This is a genomic window from Luteimicrobium xylanilyticum, assembly GCF_009429125.1.
In the GTDB taxonomy this organism is placed as follows: Bacteria; Actinomycetota; Actinomycetes; order Actinomycetales; family Cellulomonadaceae; genus Luteimicrobium; species Luteimicrobium xylanilyticum.
In genome coordinates this window covers 2,061,253-2,075,756 of the sequence record NZ_CP045529.1, presented here as the reverse complement: position 1 = coordinate 2,075,756, position 14,504 = coordinate 2,061,253, and the positions used below count along the sequence as shown (strand labels likewise).

13 protein-coding genes are annotated in these 14,504 nt (G+C 73.6%); all 13 read left to right on the top strand.

The genetic code is table 11. The features are described 5' to 3' along the window. Position 1 precedes the first annotated feature (1 nt). The 13 genes from nusB (at position 2) to gmk (ending at position 14,497) form a co-directional block, all read left to right on the top strand. Positions 2–418: a transcription antitermination factor NusB gene (gene nusB, locus KDY119_RS09225; protein ID WP_036950147.1), complete on the top strand. Its 417-nt coding sequence runs from the start codon at positions 2–4 to the stop codon at positions 416–418. Between the two features lie 98 nt (positions 419–516). Next, the gene (locus tag KDY119_RS09220) at positions 517–1,950 is read left to right on the top strand and encodes an MFS transporter (protein ID WP_227994593.1); all 1,434 of its coding nucleotides are present in this window, start codon (positions 517–519) and stop codon (positions 1,948–1,950) included. Continuing rightward, entirely contained in the window at positions 1,947–3,392 is a 1,446-nt protein-coding gene (locus KDY119_RS09215; protein ID WP_153022230.1) for a pyridoxal phosphate-dependent decarboxylase family protein, read from the top strand. Before KDY119_RS09220 ends, KDY119_RS09215 begins: the two co-directional genes overlap by 4 nt. 153 nt (positions 3,393–3,545) lie before the next feature. After that, positions 3,546–4,175: a bifunctional pyr operon transcriptional regulator/uracil phosphoribosyltransferase PyrR gene (gene pyrR, locus KDY119_RS09210; RefSeq protein WP_051136542.1), complete on the top strand. Its 630-nt coding sequence runs from the start codon at positions 3,546–3,548 to the stop codon at positions 4,173–4,175. After that, positions 4,172–5,200 carry an aspartate carbamoyltransferase catalytic subunit gene (locus tag KDY119_RS09205; RefSeq protein WP_036950151.1) on the top strand — a complete coding sequence of 343 codons (1,029 nt, stop codon included), beginning with the start codon at positions 4,172–4,174 and terminating at the stop codon, positions 5,198–5,200. The genes pyrR and KDY119_RS09205 overlap by 4 nt, the downstream gene beginning before the upstream one ends. After that, the gene (locus KDY119_RS09200) at positions 5,197–6,552 is read left to right on the top strand and encodes a dihydroorotase (RefSeq protein ID WP_036950152.1); all 1,356 of its coding nucleotides are present in this window, start codon (positions 5,197–5,199) and stop codon (positions 6,550–6,552) included. Before KDY119_RS09205 ends, KDY119_RS09200 begins: the two co-directional genes overlap by 4 nt. Beyond that, complete coding sequence (locus KDY119_RS09195) at positions 6,549–7,133, top strand: PH-like domain-containing protein (RefSeq protein ID WP_051136543.1); 585 nt, start codon at positions 6,549–6,551, stop codon at positions 7,131–7,133. The genes KDY119_RS09200 and KDY119_RS09195 overlap by 4 nt, the downstream gene beginning before the upstream one ends. A gap of 44 nt (positions 7,134–7,177) precedes the next feature. Continuing rightward, positions 7,178–8,371 (top strand): glutamine-hydrolyzing carbamoyl-phosphate synthase small subunit, encoded by a 1,194-nt coding sequence (gene carA, locus KDY119_RS09190; RefSeq protein WP_425562838.1) that lies wholly within the window; start codon positions 7,178–7,180, stop codon positions 8,369–8,371. A 3-nt stretch (positions 8,372–8,374) separates the two neighbouring features. Beyond that, positions 8,375–11,713: a carbamoyl-phosphate synthase large subunit gene (gene carB / locus KDY119_RS09185; RefSeq protein ID WP_036950153.1), complete on the top strand. Its 3,339-nt coding sequence runs from the start codon at positions 8,375–8,377 to the stop codon at positions 11,711–11,713. Further along, positions 11,710–12,576 (top strand): orotidine-5'-phosphate decarboxylase, encoded by an 867-nt coding sequence (gene pyrF, locus KDY119_RS09180; RefSeq protein ID WP_153022229.1) that lies wholly within the window; start codon positions 11,710–11,712, stop codon positions 12,574–12,576. Before carB ends, pyrF begins: the two co-directional genes overlap by 4 nt. 57 nt (positions 12,577–12,633) lie before the next feature. After that, positions 12,634–13,419, top strand: a complete 786-nt coding sequence (locus tag KDY119_RS09175; protein ID WP_036950155.1) for a tyrosine-protein phosphatase — start codon at positions 12,634–12,636, stop codon at positions 13,417–13,419. A gap of 136 nt (positions 13,420–13,555) precedes the next feature. Beyond that, entirely contained in the window at positions 13,556–13,876 is a 321-nt protein-coding gene (gene mihF, locus KDY119_RS09170) for an integration host factor, actinobacterial type (RefSeq protein ID WP_036950156.1), read from the top strand. Between the two features lie 3 nt (positions 13,877–13,879). Beyond that, positions 13,880–14,497, top strand: coding sequence for a guanylate kinase (gene gmk / locus KDY119_RS09165; RefSeq protein ID WP_036950158.1), 618 nt, complete (start codon positions 13,880–13,882; stop codon positions 14,495–14,497). Positions 14,498–14,504 lie beyond the last annotated feature (7 nt).

The following is a 14,504-nucleotide window of genomic DNA, read 5'->3' as shown; positions in this document are numbered from 1 at the left end:
CGTGGCAGCGCGCAGCAAGGCACGCAAGCGCGCGGTCGACGTCCTCTACGAGGCGGACTCGCGCGGCATCGCGCCGGTCACCATGCTGTCGGAGCGCGTCTCCGAGCCGGGCACGCAGGCGTCCCTGCCGCAGTACGCGGTCGAGATCGTCGAGGGCGTGGACGAGCACCGCGAGCGCATCGACGAGGTCCTCTCGACCTACTCGCACGGCTGGACGATCGAGCGGATGCCGGTCGTGGACCGCGCGATCCTCCGCGTCGGCGTCTGGGAGATCCTCTACAACGACGACGTCCCCGACGGCGTCGCGCTCGACGAGGCCGTGTCGCTCGCGACGTCGCTGTCGACCGACGAGTCGCCGTCGTTCGTCAACGGGCTGCTGGCCCGGGTCGCCGAGCTCGGCCCCACCCTGCGGGCCTGACGCCCCTGCTCGTTCCGGAGCCCCCGGGCCGCACCCACCGTGCGGAGCGGGGGCTCCGTCGTTTTCGCCGGCCGGCTCCCGTCAGGCATCATGCTCGGGTGCCGACGACGTCACCGCAGCCCCAGCCGACGAGCGGCCCTTCGGTCGCGCCCGTCCTGTCCCGTCGCGCGATCGTCGGGTATGCGTCCGGCTCGGTCGGTACCGGGGGCTTCGGGACCCTGCCGGGGCTGGTGCTCGCGTACTACCTCACCGACACGCTCGGTGTCTCGGCCGGGTTGGCGAGCCTCGTCGTGACGGTCCCCAAGGTCTGGGACGTGCTCCTCGCCCCCGCGATCGGCGCCGCGTCGGACACGTCGGCCGCGCGCCGCGGGACCCGCCGCCCCTTCCTGCTCACGGGCGCGCTCACGCTCCCGTTCCTGTTCGCGGCCGTCTTCGCCGTCCCCGCCGCCCTGACGGGTGGCGGCGCGGCGGGGTGGGTCGTCGTGACGTTCCTCCTCGCCGCGACCGCCTACTCCGTGTTCCAGGTGCCCTACATCGCGCTCCCCGCCGAGATCGCGCCCGACTACACGACCCGGACGCGACTCGTCGCGCCCCGTATCGCCGTGCTCGCCGTCGCGATCCTCGCCTTCGGAGCAGGTGGACCGGCTCTGCGCGACGGCGCCGGTGGAGGGCGGCCCGGCTACCTGCTCATGGGCGTCGTGTGCGGCGTGGTGCTCGGGCTGGGGATGCTGGGCGCCTGGTGGGGGGCGCCCAGGCGTGGGACGCGATCCGCCTCGGTACCACCACGACCCGCCACCCCCTCCTCTCCGGGTCGCGTCCGCCACGTCGCGGCGCACCTCCGGACGGGGGTCGCTGCGATCGCCGAGGTGGCGGCGTTCCGGCGCCTGGTCGCCGTCTTCGTGCTCCAGGCACTGGCCACCGGAGGGATGCTCGCCGGCGCGCAGTACGTCGCGACGTACACCCTCGGCGACGAGACGGACGTGACGTTCCTGTTCGCGGCGCTCGTCGCGCCCGCGCTCCTCGTCATGCCGCTCGCGACCCGGGTCGCGCGCCGGGTCGGGAAGCGGCGGGCCCTGGTCGGGTCCACGGTGCTGTTCGCCGCGGCCGCGCTCGCCCTCCTTCCGATGCACTGGGCTCCCGGCGCCTGGGTCTACGCGCCCGTCGCCGCCGCGGGCGTCGCGTACGCGGGCATGCAGCTCTACCCGCTCGCCATGCTTCCCGACGTGATCGCCGTCGACGCCCGCGAGCGCGGCGCCGAGCGGGCCGGCATCCTCAGCGGCGTCTGGACCGCGGGGGAGACCGCCGGCCTCGCGCTCGGCCCGACGCTCGTCCTCGGGATCCTCGCCGTCACCGGCTTCGTCTCGCACACCGCGACCGAGGCGGTCGCGCAGCCCGCGAGCGCCCGGCTCGGGGTGGTGCTCGCGTTCACCGTGCTGCCCGCGGCGCTCACGCTGCTCAGCCTGGTGCCGTTGTCCCGCTATCCGCTGTCGGCCGCGGTGGTCGACGCCCCCACCTCTCAGGAGCCCGCATGAGCGTCCCCTCGCCCGTCCCGTCCGTCGTCGGTGCTGCGGCTGCATCCGAGGTGCTCGCGGAGCTCGGGCGGCTGCGCGACGAGGACCCGCCCACGCACGGTGGTCGGGTGCTGTCGTACGTGTACGACCCGGGGGATGCGGCGCTCGACGAGCTGGCGGCGGAGGCGGTGCGCCTGTTCCTGCCGGTCAACGGGCTCGACCCGACGACGTTCCGGTCGGTCGCGACCCTCGAGCGTGACCTGGTCGCGCTCGCGCGCGAGGTGCTGCACGGCGGCGACGACGTGGTGGGCTCGGTCACGTCCGGCGGCACGGAGTCGTGCCTGCTCGCTGTGAAGTCGGCGCGCGACGTGTGGCGTGCAGAGGATCCGGCGCGGGCGCAGGCCCGCCCGCGTCTGGTCGCCCCGACGACGGCGCACCCCGCGTTCCACAAGGCGGCCGCCTACCTGGACCTCGACCTGGTGAGCGTCCCGGTCGACCCGGCCACGGGCACGTTCGACGCCGACCGCCTGCTCGCCGAGGTCGACGATCGCACCGCGCTCGTCGTCGTGAGCGCGCCGTCGTACCCGTTCGGGGTGCTCGACCCCGTGGCACAGGTGGCGGCGGGCGCCGCCGAGCGGGGCGTCGCCTGCCACGTGGACGCGTGCCTGGGCGGCTGGGTGCTGCCGTGGTGGGGGGAGCCGGGGGAGCGAGCTCTACCCCGCTGGGACCTCGCCGTCCCCGGGGTGACGTCGATGTCGGCGGACCTGCACAAGTACGGCTACGCACCGAAGGGCGCGTCGGTCGTCCTGTACCGGGGCCGGGAGCGCCACCTCGCGCAGTACTTCGTGACGTCGGCGTGGCCGGGATACCCCGTGGTCAACCCGACGGTGCTCGGCTCGCGGGCCGCCGGTCCCATGGCGGCGGCGTGGGCGATCACGCGCACGCTCGGCACCGAGGGCTTCGCCCGGCTCGTGGCCCGCACCCGGCGCGCGACCCGGGTCCTGGTCGACGCCGGCGAGCAGATCGAGGGTCTGCGCGTCGTCGGGCGACCGGAGGGGCCGCTGGTCGCGCTCGCCGCCGACGACGCCGCGCCCGCGGGGCGGCGCGTGGACCCGTTCCTGCTCGTCGACGCCGTGCGGCGGCGCGGGTTCCTGCTGCAGGCGCAGCCCGCCCTGACGCAGGACGACGGCACGCGCCTTCCGAGGACGGCACACCTGACGGTCACGCCGGTCACCGAGCGGGTGGCCGACGAGCTCGTGCAGGCGCTGCGTGCCGGCGCTGACGAGGTGCGGGGGATGCCGCCCGCCGCGCCCGACCCGACCCTCGCCGAGCGGGTCCTCGCCGAGGGCCTGCCCGAGGATCTCGCCGTCGTCATGGCGACCGTCGAGGCGCTCCCGCCCGAGGTGAAGCACCCTGTGCTCGCCCAGGTCCTGCAGGGGGCCGTCGACCCGTCGAGGGCGTGAGGTTCCGTGACGAGCCTCACGAGCGCCGGGGCGTGGTCGGGCGAGATCGTGCACGCCCTCCGGTAGACTGGCCGACGGCGCAGCGCGCCCTTCACCTGAATACCCACCGACGTTCCTTTAACACCCGTCCGGGAGGCGGGGAAGGAGGTCTTCATGAGTCATGACCTGAGGCATGACGGCACGAGCACGTCTGCCGTGCCGACCACGGGCACTGTGGTCCTCGGTCCCACCGAGATCCAGCGGGCGCTGACCCGCATCGCGCACGAGATCGTCGAGCGCAACAAGGGCACGGGCGACGTCGTGCTCCTCGGGATCCCCACGCGGGGCGTCCCCCTCGCGCACCGGCTGGTCGAGCGCCTGACCGCCATCGCGGCCACCGACCCCGGCAGCGCCGACCCCATCGCGCCCGCCGGCGAGCTCGACGTGACGATGTACCGCGACGACCTGCGCGACCACCCGACCCGCACGATCGGCCGTACCCAGCTGCCCCCGGGGGGCGTCGACGGCAAGGTCGTGGTCCTCGTCGACGATGTCCTCTACTCGGGCCGGACCATCCGCGCCGCACTCGACGCGATCAGCGACCTCGGCCGTCCCCGCGCCGTGCAGCTCGCGACGCTCGTCGACCGGGGCCACCGCGAGCTCCCCATCCGCCCCGACTTCGTGGGCAAGAACCTGCCGACCTCGCACACCGAGCGCGTACGCGTCCGGCTCGCCGAGCTCGACGGCGAGGACGCGGTCGTCATCCAGCCCGCCGCGACGACCCCGACGGAGGGCCACCGATGAAGCACCTGCTGTCCGCTGCGGACCTCACGCGCGCCGAGGCCGTGCACGTCCTCGACACGGCCGCCGAGATGGCCGCGACGCAGTCCCGCGAGATCAAGAAGCTGCCCACGCTGCGCGGTCGCACCGTCGTGAACCTCTTCTTCGAGGACTCGACCCGGACCCGGATCTCCTTCGAGACGGCCGCGAAGCGCCTGTCGGCCGATGTCATCAACTTCTCGGCCAAGGGCTCGAGCGTGTCCAAGGGCGAGTCCCTCAAGGACACCGCTCTCACGCTCCAGGCCATGGGCGCCGACGCCGTCGTGGTCCGCCACCAGGCCTCGGGCGCCCCGCACCTGCTCGCGCACGCCGGGTGGCTGGACGCCGCCGTCGTGAACGCGGGCGACGGCACCCACCAGCACCCCACGCAGGCGCTGCTCGACGCGTTCACGCTGCGCCGCCACCTGGCCGGCGACCCGGCCCTGGGTGCGACGTCGGGCGTCGGTGCCGACCTCGACGGCCTGCACGTCGCGATCGTCGGGGACGTCCTGCACTCGCGGGTCGCGCGGTCGAACGTCGCGCTCCTGACGACGCTCGGCGCGCACGTCACGCTCGTGGCACCGCCCACGCTCGTGCCGGTCGGCGTCGACACCTGGCCCTGCGAGGTGTCCTACGACCTCGACGCGACGCTCGCCGACGGCAAGCCCGACGCCGTGATGATGCTCCGCGTCCAGCGCGAGCGCATGAGCTCGTCGGGCGGCGGGTTCTTCCCGAGCCCGCTCGAGTACTCGCGCGCCTACGGGCTCGACGCCCGACGCCTCGCGATCCTGCCCGAGCACACGATCGTCATGCACCCCGGCCCGATGAACCGTGGCCTCGAGATCTCCGCGGAGGCGGCGGACTCGCCGCGCGCGGTCATCGTCGAGCAGGTCGCCAACGGCGTCGCGGTGCGCATGGCGGTGCTCTACCTGCTGCTCACGGGACAGCACGACGCGACGCCGGTTCCCGTGACGACGACCACCACCCGGACCGAGGAGGCCCACGCATGAGCCACGACGCGACGACCACCTACGTGCTCCGCGGGGTGCGACCGCTCGGGGGCGAGCGGGCGGACGTACTCCTGCGTGACGGTGTGATCGCCCGCATCGAGGCGCAGCTCCCGGAGGCCGACGTGCCCGAGGAGGCGGTCGTCGTCGACGGTGCCGACCTCGTCGCGCTGCCCGGGCTCGTCGACCTGCACACGCACCTGCGCGAACCCGGACGCGAGGACACCGAGACCATCGAGTCCGGGACCCGCTCCGCCGCGGCGGGCGGCTTCACGGCCGTCCACGCGATGGCCAACACCACACCGGTCGCGGACACCGCGGGCGTCGTCGAGCAGGTGTGGCGGATCGGCCGCGACGCCGGCTGGGTCGACGTGCACCCCGTCGGTGCCGTGAGCGTCGGGCTCGCGGGGGAGCAGCTCGCCGAGCTCGGCGCGATGGCCCAGTCCGCGGCCCGCGTCCGGGTGTTCTCCGACGACGGCAAGTGCGTCTGGGACCCGGTCCTGATGCGTCGGGCGCTCGAGTACGTCAAGGCGTTCGACGGCGTCGTGGCCCAGCACGCGCAGGAGCCCCGCCTGACCGAGGGCGCGCAGATGAACGAGGGGATCGTCTCGGCCGAGCTGGGGCTCGCGGGCTGGCCCGCGGTCGCCGAGGAGGCGATCATCGCCCGGGACGTCCTGCTCGCCGAGCACGTGGGCTCGCGCCTGCACGTGTGCCACCTGTCGACCGCCGGGTCGGTCGAGATCGTCCGCTGGGCCAAGGGCCGCGGCATCGACGTGACCGCCGAGGTCACGCCCCACCACCTCGTCCTGACCGACGAGGAGGCGCGCGGCTACGACCCGACGTTCAAGGTCAACCCGCCGCTGCGCACCCAGACCGACGTCGAGGCCGTCCGCGAGGGGCTCGCCGACGGGACGATCGACATCGTCGCGACCGACCACGCCCCGCACGCCCGCGAGGACAAGGACTGCGAGTGGGCGGCGGCCGCGTTCGGGATGACCGGGCTCGAGACGGCCTTGAGCGTCGTCCAGGCCACCATGGTCGACACCGGCCGGCTCACCTGGGCGGACGTCGCACGCGTGATGTCGGCCAACCCGGCCCGGATCGGCCGCATCGACACGGGCGAGCTCGCGCAGGGCCGCCCCCTCGCGGTGGGCGAGCCCGCGAACCTCGTGCTCGTCGACCCGGCCGCGCGCCGCGTCGTCGACGGTCGCGCGCAGGAGACCGCGAGCGCCAACACCCCGTTCGCGGGGCGGGAGCTTCCGGGCCGGGTGGTCGCGACGTTCCTGCGAGGCCGGGCCACGGTGCTCGACGGTGCGCCCGTCCGGGACGCGGCGGCCGTGGGAGGTGCGCGGTGAACCTGCCCCTGCCCGTCGCCGTCGGGATCTGGATCGTCCTCGCGGCCGCGCTGCTCGCGATCATGTGGTTCGGCTGGCGGGGCCGGTCGCGCCGCAGCCGCGCGATCGTCCCGGCCGTGCCCGCGCGGCCCGACGACGCGGCACTGGGCGAGGCCCGGACCCAGCCCGTGGACGCGGTGTACGTGTCGAGCACGACTGCGGGAGACTGGCTGGACCGGGTCGCGTCGCACGACCTCGGCTTCCGCTCGAACGCCACCGTCCAGGTCTTCGACGGCGGCGTGGTCGTCGAGCGCGAGGGCGCCGAGGACGTGTTCGTGCCGGCGGCCGACGTGGTGGAGGCGAAGACGGCGCCCGGGATGGCGGGCAAGTTCGTGGGCAAGGACGGGCTCGTCGTGGTGACGTGGCGGCTGGTCGCGCCCGGCACCGACGGCCCCGTCACGCTCGACACAGGACTGAGGACCAGGCACGCGGCCGACAGGCCGCTGCTGGTCGACGCGGTCAACGCCTTGCGCCCCGGGGGCGCGGCCGAGACCGGCGCGCGGGACGACGCCGCGCAGGAGACGACGGAGGAGAAGAAGTGAACGCATCCGCAACCCGGACGGCTCCCACGGTGCCGCTCGACGAGCTGCCCGCCGACCTGGGGCCCGACGCCGCGGTGCTCGTCCTCGAGGACGGGCGCACGAGCGTGGGTCGTGCGTACGGCGCCCGCGGGACGACGGTCGGGGAGATCGTCTTCAACACCGGCATGACCGGGTACCAGGAGACGCTGACCGACCCCTCCTACCACCGGCAGATCGTCGTGATGACGGCGCCGCACATCGGGAACACCGGCGTCAACGACGAGGACCCCGAGTCGGGCCGGATCTGGGTCTCGGGGTACGTGGTGCGCGACCCCGCGCGCCGGTACTCGAGCTGGCGCGCGGACCGTTCGCTCGACGAGGAGCTCGCGGCGCAGGGCGTCGTCGGGATCAGCGACGTCGACACGCGTGCGCTCACCCGCCACCTGCGTGAGCTCGGCGTGATGCGCGCCGCGATCTTCTCGGGCGAGGACCTCGTGCGGGGCGGGCGTGTGCGTCCGGTCGCGGACCTGGTCGAGGAGGTCCGGTCGGCTCCCGCGATGGAGGGGGCGGCCCTCGCCGCCGAGGTCTCGGTGACCGAGGCGTACACGATCGAGCCGCTCGGCGAGCACGCCGGGCAGGAGCCGGTCGCGACGGTCGTCGCGGTGGACCTCGGCATCAAGTCGATGACGCCGTACCGGATGGCGGAGCGCGGCATGCGCGTGCACGTCGTCCCGGCCACCACCGACATCGCGACGATCGAGTCGCTGCAGCCGGACGGCGTCTTCTTCTCCAACGGGCCGGGCGACCCCGGGGCCGCCACCACGGAGGTCGAGCTGCTGCGCGCCGTCCTGGACCGCAAGATCCCGTACTTCGGGATCTGCTACGGCAACCAGATCTTCGGCCGGGCGCTCGGCTACGGCACGTACAAGCTGGCGTACGGGCACCGCGGGATCAACCAGCCCGTGATGGACCGCACGACCGGCAAGGTCGAGGTCACCGCCCACAACCACGGCTTCGCCGTCGACGCGCCGCTGGACGGCGAGTCGACCGCGCCCTACGACGACGGCCGGTACGGCCGGGTGCGCGTGTCGCACATCGGGCTCAACGACCAGGTGGTCGAGGGGCTCGAGGCGCTCGACCTGCCCGCGTTCTCCGTGCAGTACCACCCCGAGGCGGCGGCAGGCCCGCACGACGCGGCGTACCTGTTCGACCGCTTCCTCGACCTCATGAACCAGAGCACGACCGAGCAGGAGGCCTGACCCGTGCCGCGCAGAACCGACATCAAGAGCGTCCTCGTCATCGGCTCGGGTCCCATCGTCATCGGGCAGGCGTGCGAGTTCGACTACTCGGGCACCCAGGCGTGCCGCGTGCTCAAGGAGGAGGGCCTGCGGGTCGTCCTCGTGAACTCGAACCCGGCGACGATCATGACGGACCCGGAGTTCGCCGACGCGACCTACGTCGAGCCGATCACCACCGACGTCCTGACGACGATCATCGCCAAGGAGCGTCCCGACGCCCTGCTCCCGACCCTCGGCGGCCAGACCGCGCTCAACGCGGCCATCGCGCTGCACGACGCGGGCGTCCTCGAGAAGTACGACGTCGAGCTGATCGGCGCCAACATCCCCGCGATCCAGAAGGGCGAGGACCGCGAGCAGTTCAAGGGCGTCGTCGAGAAGTGCGGGGGGGAGAGCGCGCGCTCGGAGATCATCCACACGATCACCGAGGCGATCGCCGCGGCCGAGACGCTCGGCTACCCGATGGTCGTGCGCCCGTCCTTCACGATGGGCGGGCTGGGTTCCGGCATCGCGTACGACGAGGACGACCTGCGCCGCATCGTCGGGCAGGGCCTGCACTACTCGCCGACCACCGAGGTGCTCCTGGAGGAGTCGATCCTCGGCTGGAAGGAGTACGAGCTCGAGCTCATGCGCGACAAGCACGACAACGTCGTGGTGGTGTGCTCGATCGAGAACGTCGACCCGGTCGGGGTCCACACGGGCGACTCGATCACGGTCGCTCCCGCGCTGACGCTCACGGACCGCGAGTACCAGAAGCTGCGGGACATCTCGATCGCCGTGATCCGCGAGGTCGGCGTCGACACGGGCGGCTGCAACATCCAGTTCGCCGTCGACCCGGCCACGGGCCGCGTCATCGTGATCGAGATGAACCCGCGCGTGTCCCGCTCGTCCGCGCTCGCGTCGAAGGCCACGGGCTTCCCGATCGCGAAGATCGCCGCGAAGCTCGCCGTGGGCTACACGCTCGACGAGATCCCCAACGACATCACGAAGGTCACGCCGGCGAGCTTCGAGCCCACGCTCGACTACGTGGTCGTCAAGGTGCCGCGGTTCGCGTTCGAGAAGTTCCCGGCCGCCGACCCGACGCTCACCACGACCATGAAGTCGGTCGGCGAGGCCATGGCCCTCGGCCGCAGCTTCACCGAGGCGCTCGGCAAGGCGATGCGCTCGATCGACAAGTCGGGCTCGGTCTTCCACTGGGACGGCGAGCCCGTCTCCGGCGCGGACCTCGACGCGCTGCTCGAGGAGATCGCCCGTCCCACCGAGGGCCGGATCATCGGCGTCCAGCAGGCGCTGCGCGCCGGCGCGACCGTCGAGCAGGTCTTCGACGCGACCAAGATCGACCCGTGGTTCCTCGACCAGCTCCAGCTGATCAACGAGGTCGCGGCCGCGGTCGCCGACGCGCCGGCGCTCACGCGGGACGTCCTGGCGCAGGCCAAGCGTCACGGCCTGTCCGACGCGCAGGTCGCCCGCCTGCGCAGGCTCGGCCCGGCCGGCGAGGCCACGGTGCGCGAGGTCCGCTACGCGCTCGGCGTCCGCCCGGTCTACAAGACGGTCGACACCTGCGCCGCCGAGTTCGCGGCCCGCACGCCCTACCACTACTCGTCCTACGACGAGGAGACCGAGGTCGCGCCACGCGAGCGCGAGGCGGTGCTCATCCTGGGCTCGGGACCGAACCGCATCGGCCAGGGCATCGAGTTCGACTACTCGTGCGTGCACGCGACGCTCGCCCTCGCGGACAAGTACGAGACCGTGATGGTCAACTGCAACCCCGAGACGGTCTCGACCGACTACGACACGTCCGACCGCCTCTACTTCGAGCCGCTCACCTTCGAGGACGTCCTCGAGGTGTACCAGGCCGAGCTCGCCGCCGGCCCCGTCAAGGGCATCATCGTGCAGCTCGGCGGACAGACGCCGCTGAGCCTCGCGCAGAAGCTCGCCGACGCCGGGCTGCCGATCCTCGGCACGAGCCCCGAGGCCATCGACGCCGCCGAGGACCGCGGCCTGTTCGGGCAGGTCCTGGCCGACGCCGGCCTCCCCGCTCCCGCGTTCGGCACGGCCCGGTCGCTCGACCGCGCCCGCGAGGTCGCCGAGTCGATCGGCTACCCCGTGCTCGTGCGCCCGTCGTACGTCCTGGGCGGTCGCGGCATGGAGATCGTGTACTCGGCCGAGCAGCTCACCGGCTACGTGGAGCGTGCGCTCGCCGCGGCCGACGAGCAGGCGGCGGGCTCGCTGCCCGCCCCGCTGCTCATCGACCGCTTCCTCGACGACGCGATGGAGATCGACGTCGACGCGCTCTACGACGGCACCGAGATGTTCCTCGGGGGCGTCATGGAGCACATCGAGGAGGCCGGCATCCACTCGGGCGACTCGGCGTGCGTCCTGCCGCCCGTGTCGCTCTCGGTCACCGAGCTCGAGCGGATCCGCCGCTCGACCGAGGCCATCGCGAAGGGCGTCGGTGTCCGCGGGCTGCTCAACGTGCAGTACGCGCTCGTCTCCGACGTGCTCTACGTGCTCGAGGCCAACCCGCGCGCGTCGCGCACCGTGCCGTTCGTGTCCAAGGCGACGGGCGTGCCGCTCGCCAAGGCTGCGGCGCGTGTCATGGCGGGGGAGACCATCGCGGACCTCCACGCCGAGGGCGTCCTGCCGTCCGACCGCGACGGCGCGACGATCGACCTCACGGACCCGATCGCTGTGAAGGAGGCGGTGCTGCCCTTCAAGCGGTTCCGCACCGCCGAGGGCGTGGCTGTCGACACGGTGCTCGGCCCGGAGATGCGCTCGACGGGCGAGGTGATGGGCTTCGACGCGGACTTCCCGACGGCGTTCGCGAAGTCCCAGTCCGCCGCGTTCGGGGGGCTGCCCGAGTCGGGGCGCGTGTTCGTCTCGGTGGCCGACCGCGACAAGCGGTCCGTCGTCCTGCCGATCAAGCGCCTCACCGAGCTGGGCTTCGAGGTGCTCGCCACCGAGGGTACCGCGGTCGTGCTGCGGCGCAGCGGGATCCCCGCCACGGTGGTGCGCAAGTACTCCGAGGGCCACGGGGCCGACGGCGAGCCGACGATCGTGGACCTCATCACCGAGGGTGAGGTCGACATGGTCGTCAACACCCCGAACGGGCAGGGCGCCCGCGCCGACGGCTACGAGATCCGCGCCGCGACGACGGCCGCGGACAAGCCGATCGTCACGACCGTCCAGCAGCTCTCCGCCGCGGTGCAGGGCATCGAGGCGCAGCTCGCCGGGCCGTTCGCCGTCGGGAGCCTGCAGGAGCACCTGGCCGAGCGCACCGCGCGTCGGGCAGGGGCGACGGCATGACGGCACCGTTCGGGGCGCGGCTCGCCGCGGCCATGGACGACCACGGGCCCCTGTGCGTCGGGATCGACCCGCACGCCGGCCTCCTCGAGGCATGGGGCCTGCCCGACGACGCCGCGGGCGTCCGCGAGTTCGGTCTCCGGGTCGTCGAGGCGGTCGGGGGGCGCGTGGCCGCGGTCAAGCCGCAGGCGGCGTTCTTCGAGCGGCACGGCTCGCGCGGGGTCGCGGCCCTCGAGGACGTGATCGCGGCGGCGAAGGCGGCCGGGACGCTCGTCGTCGTGGACGCCAAGCGGGGCGACATCGGCTCGACCATGGACGCGTACGCGGAGGCGTTCCTCCGCGACGGCTCTGCGTTGGCGGGGGACGCGCTGACCGTGTCGCCGTACCTCGGGTTCGGGTCGCTCGCGCCCGCGGTCGACCTGGCGCTCTCGTCGGGCCGGGGGCTGTTCGTCCTGTGCCTCACCTCCAACAAGGAGGGCCACGAGGTGCAGCACGCGCGCACGCTCACGGCCGAGGGGGTGCCGGCCGGGCCGAGCGTCGCCGCGACGATGGCCGCCCACGCGGCCGACCTGAACGCGGGCGCGGACCCGATGGGATCGATCGGTCTCGTCGTCGGCGCGACCGTCGGAGACGCCGCCGGGCGGACCGGCACCGACCTGACCGCGGTCAACGGCCCCCTGCTCGCCCCGGGCGTCGGGGCGCAGGGCGGCGGTGGCGCCGAGCTCACCGCGGTCTTCGGCACGGCCCGTGGCCAGGTGCTCGCGTCCTCCTCGCGGGGCGTGCTGCGTGCCGGCCCGGACGTCGCGGCGCTGCGCCGCGCCGCAGACGAGGCCTCCGCCGAGGCTCGGGCGGCGCTCCGCGGCTGACGCGACCACGTCCCGGAGATCTCGCGCGCCGGACCCCTGACCTGCCAGGATGGCGCGATGGAGATCTCCGGGACCTGGAACGTTCGGGACGTCGGCGGCAGGGCTGCACCGCGGGGCAGCAGCGTGCCGCTCCGCGAGGGCGTCCTGGTCCGTACGGCGAGCCTGTCTCGCCTCGACGACGCCGGGCGCGAGGCCCTGTCGTCCCTCGGCGTCACGACGGTCATCGACCTCAGGGGCGTCGAGGAGGTCGAGCGGGACGGCGCGGACGCCGTCGGGCCGGGGATCGACGTCCTGCACCGCGCCATGGACCCCTCGGCGGCGATGTCGGCCGGTGAGGCCGGCGTGCCGGGATCGCCGAGCGCGGACACGCAGGCGCTGGTCGGGCGGCTCCTCGGCGCCGATCGACCGGCCGACGTGGCCCGCTCGATGATGCACGCCGTCTATGCGTCCTTCGTCACGGACGGGGTCGTGCGCGCCGCGGTCGGCCGGGCGCTCACCGACCTCGCCCGCGCGGACGGGGCCGCCGTCGTGCACTGCTCGGCCGGCAAGGACCGCACGGGCTGGCTCGTCGCGCTCGTGCAGTACCTGTGCGGCGTCGACGACGACGCGCGCCTGGCGGAGTACCTCCTCAGCGCCCGCTCGGCCGAGGTGATGATGGCGCGCATCCCGCCGATCCCCGGGCTCGGCGCCGACGCGCTGGAGCCGTTCGTCTCCGTCGAGGACGACTACCTGCTCTCCGCGTGGGACCTCGCGGTACGCGAGCACGGCAGCGTCGACGCCTACGTGGAGGCCTGCGGGCTCGCTCCCGCGGACCGCGACGCGCTCGTCGCGCGCCTCGTCTGACCGTCCGGGCAGGTCAGGGAACACCTGTGGGTTGCGCGTGTCACGGCGTGGACCGATTGCACGGGCCGTGGCGCCTCGCTACGTTCGAGGTGTGCAGTTGCCGTCCGGCATCCCCACCACTCGAAGGGCGACCACCGTGGCACTCCCGAACCTCACCCCAGAACAGCGCGCCGCCGCACTCGAGAAGGCGGCGGCGGCGCGGCGCGCGCGCGCCGAGGTGAAGAACCGCCTCAAGTACTCGCAGGGCTCGCTGTCCGAGGTGATCCAGCAGGGGCAGACCGACGACGTGATCGGAAAGCTCAAGGTGGTCTCCCTCCTCGAGTCGCTGCCCGGCGTCGGCAAGGTCAAGGCGCGTGCGATCATGGAGGAGATCGGGATCGCCGAGACACGCCGGGTCCGCGGGCTCGGCCCGCACCAGGCGAAGGCCCTGATCGAGAGGTTCGACTCGAAGGGCTGAACGATCACACGCACCGACTCCGCCGCGTCCCCGGCGCGGCTCACCGTCCTGGCCGGTCCGACCGCCGTCGGCAAGGGCACCGTGTCCGCCGACGTCCGTGCCCGTTACCCGGAGATCTGGCTCTCCGTGTCGGCGACGACACGGCCCCCGCGCCCGGGCGAGGTCGACGGCGTCCACTACGTGTTCCTCACAGAGGAGCAGTTCGACCGCATGGCCGAGGACGGCGAGCTGCTGGAGTGGGCCGTGGTGCACGGGCGGCACCGGTACGGCACGCCTCGGCGTCCCGTGCTCGACCGCCTCGCGACGGGCCAGCCGGTGCTGCTCGAGATCGACCTGCAGGGCGCGCGGCAGGTGCGGGCGTCGATGCCCGATGCCCGGTTCGTGTTCCTCGCCCCGCCGAGCTGGGACGAGCTCGTGCGCCGTCTGGTGGGTCGGGGAACCGAGGACGCCGAGGAGCGCGAGCGTCGTCTGGGCACGGCGCGCGTGGAGCTCGCGGCCGAGCCCGAGTTCGACCACACGATCGTCAACGACGAGGTGCACCGCGCCACCGACGAGCTGGTCTCCGTGATGGGTCTCGCCCCGCACGACGCGGGCAGGCCCGCCGGAGCCGTGAGCGCCTAGCCCGCCT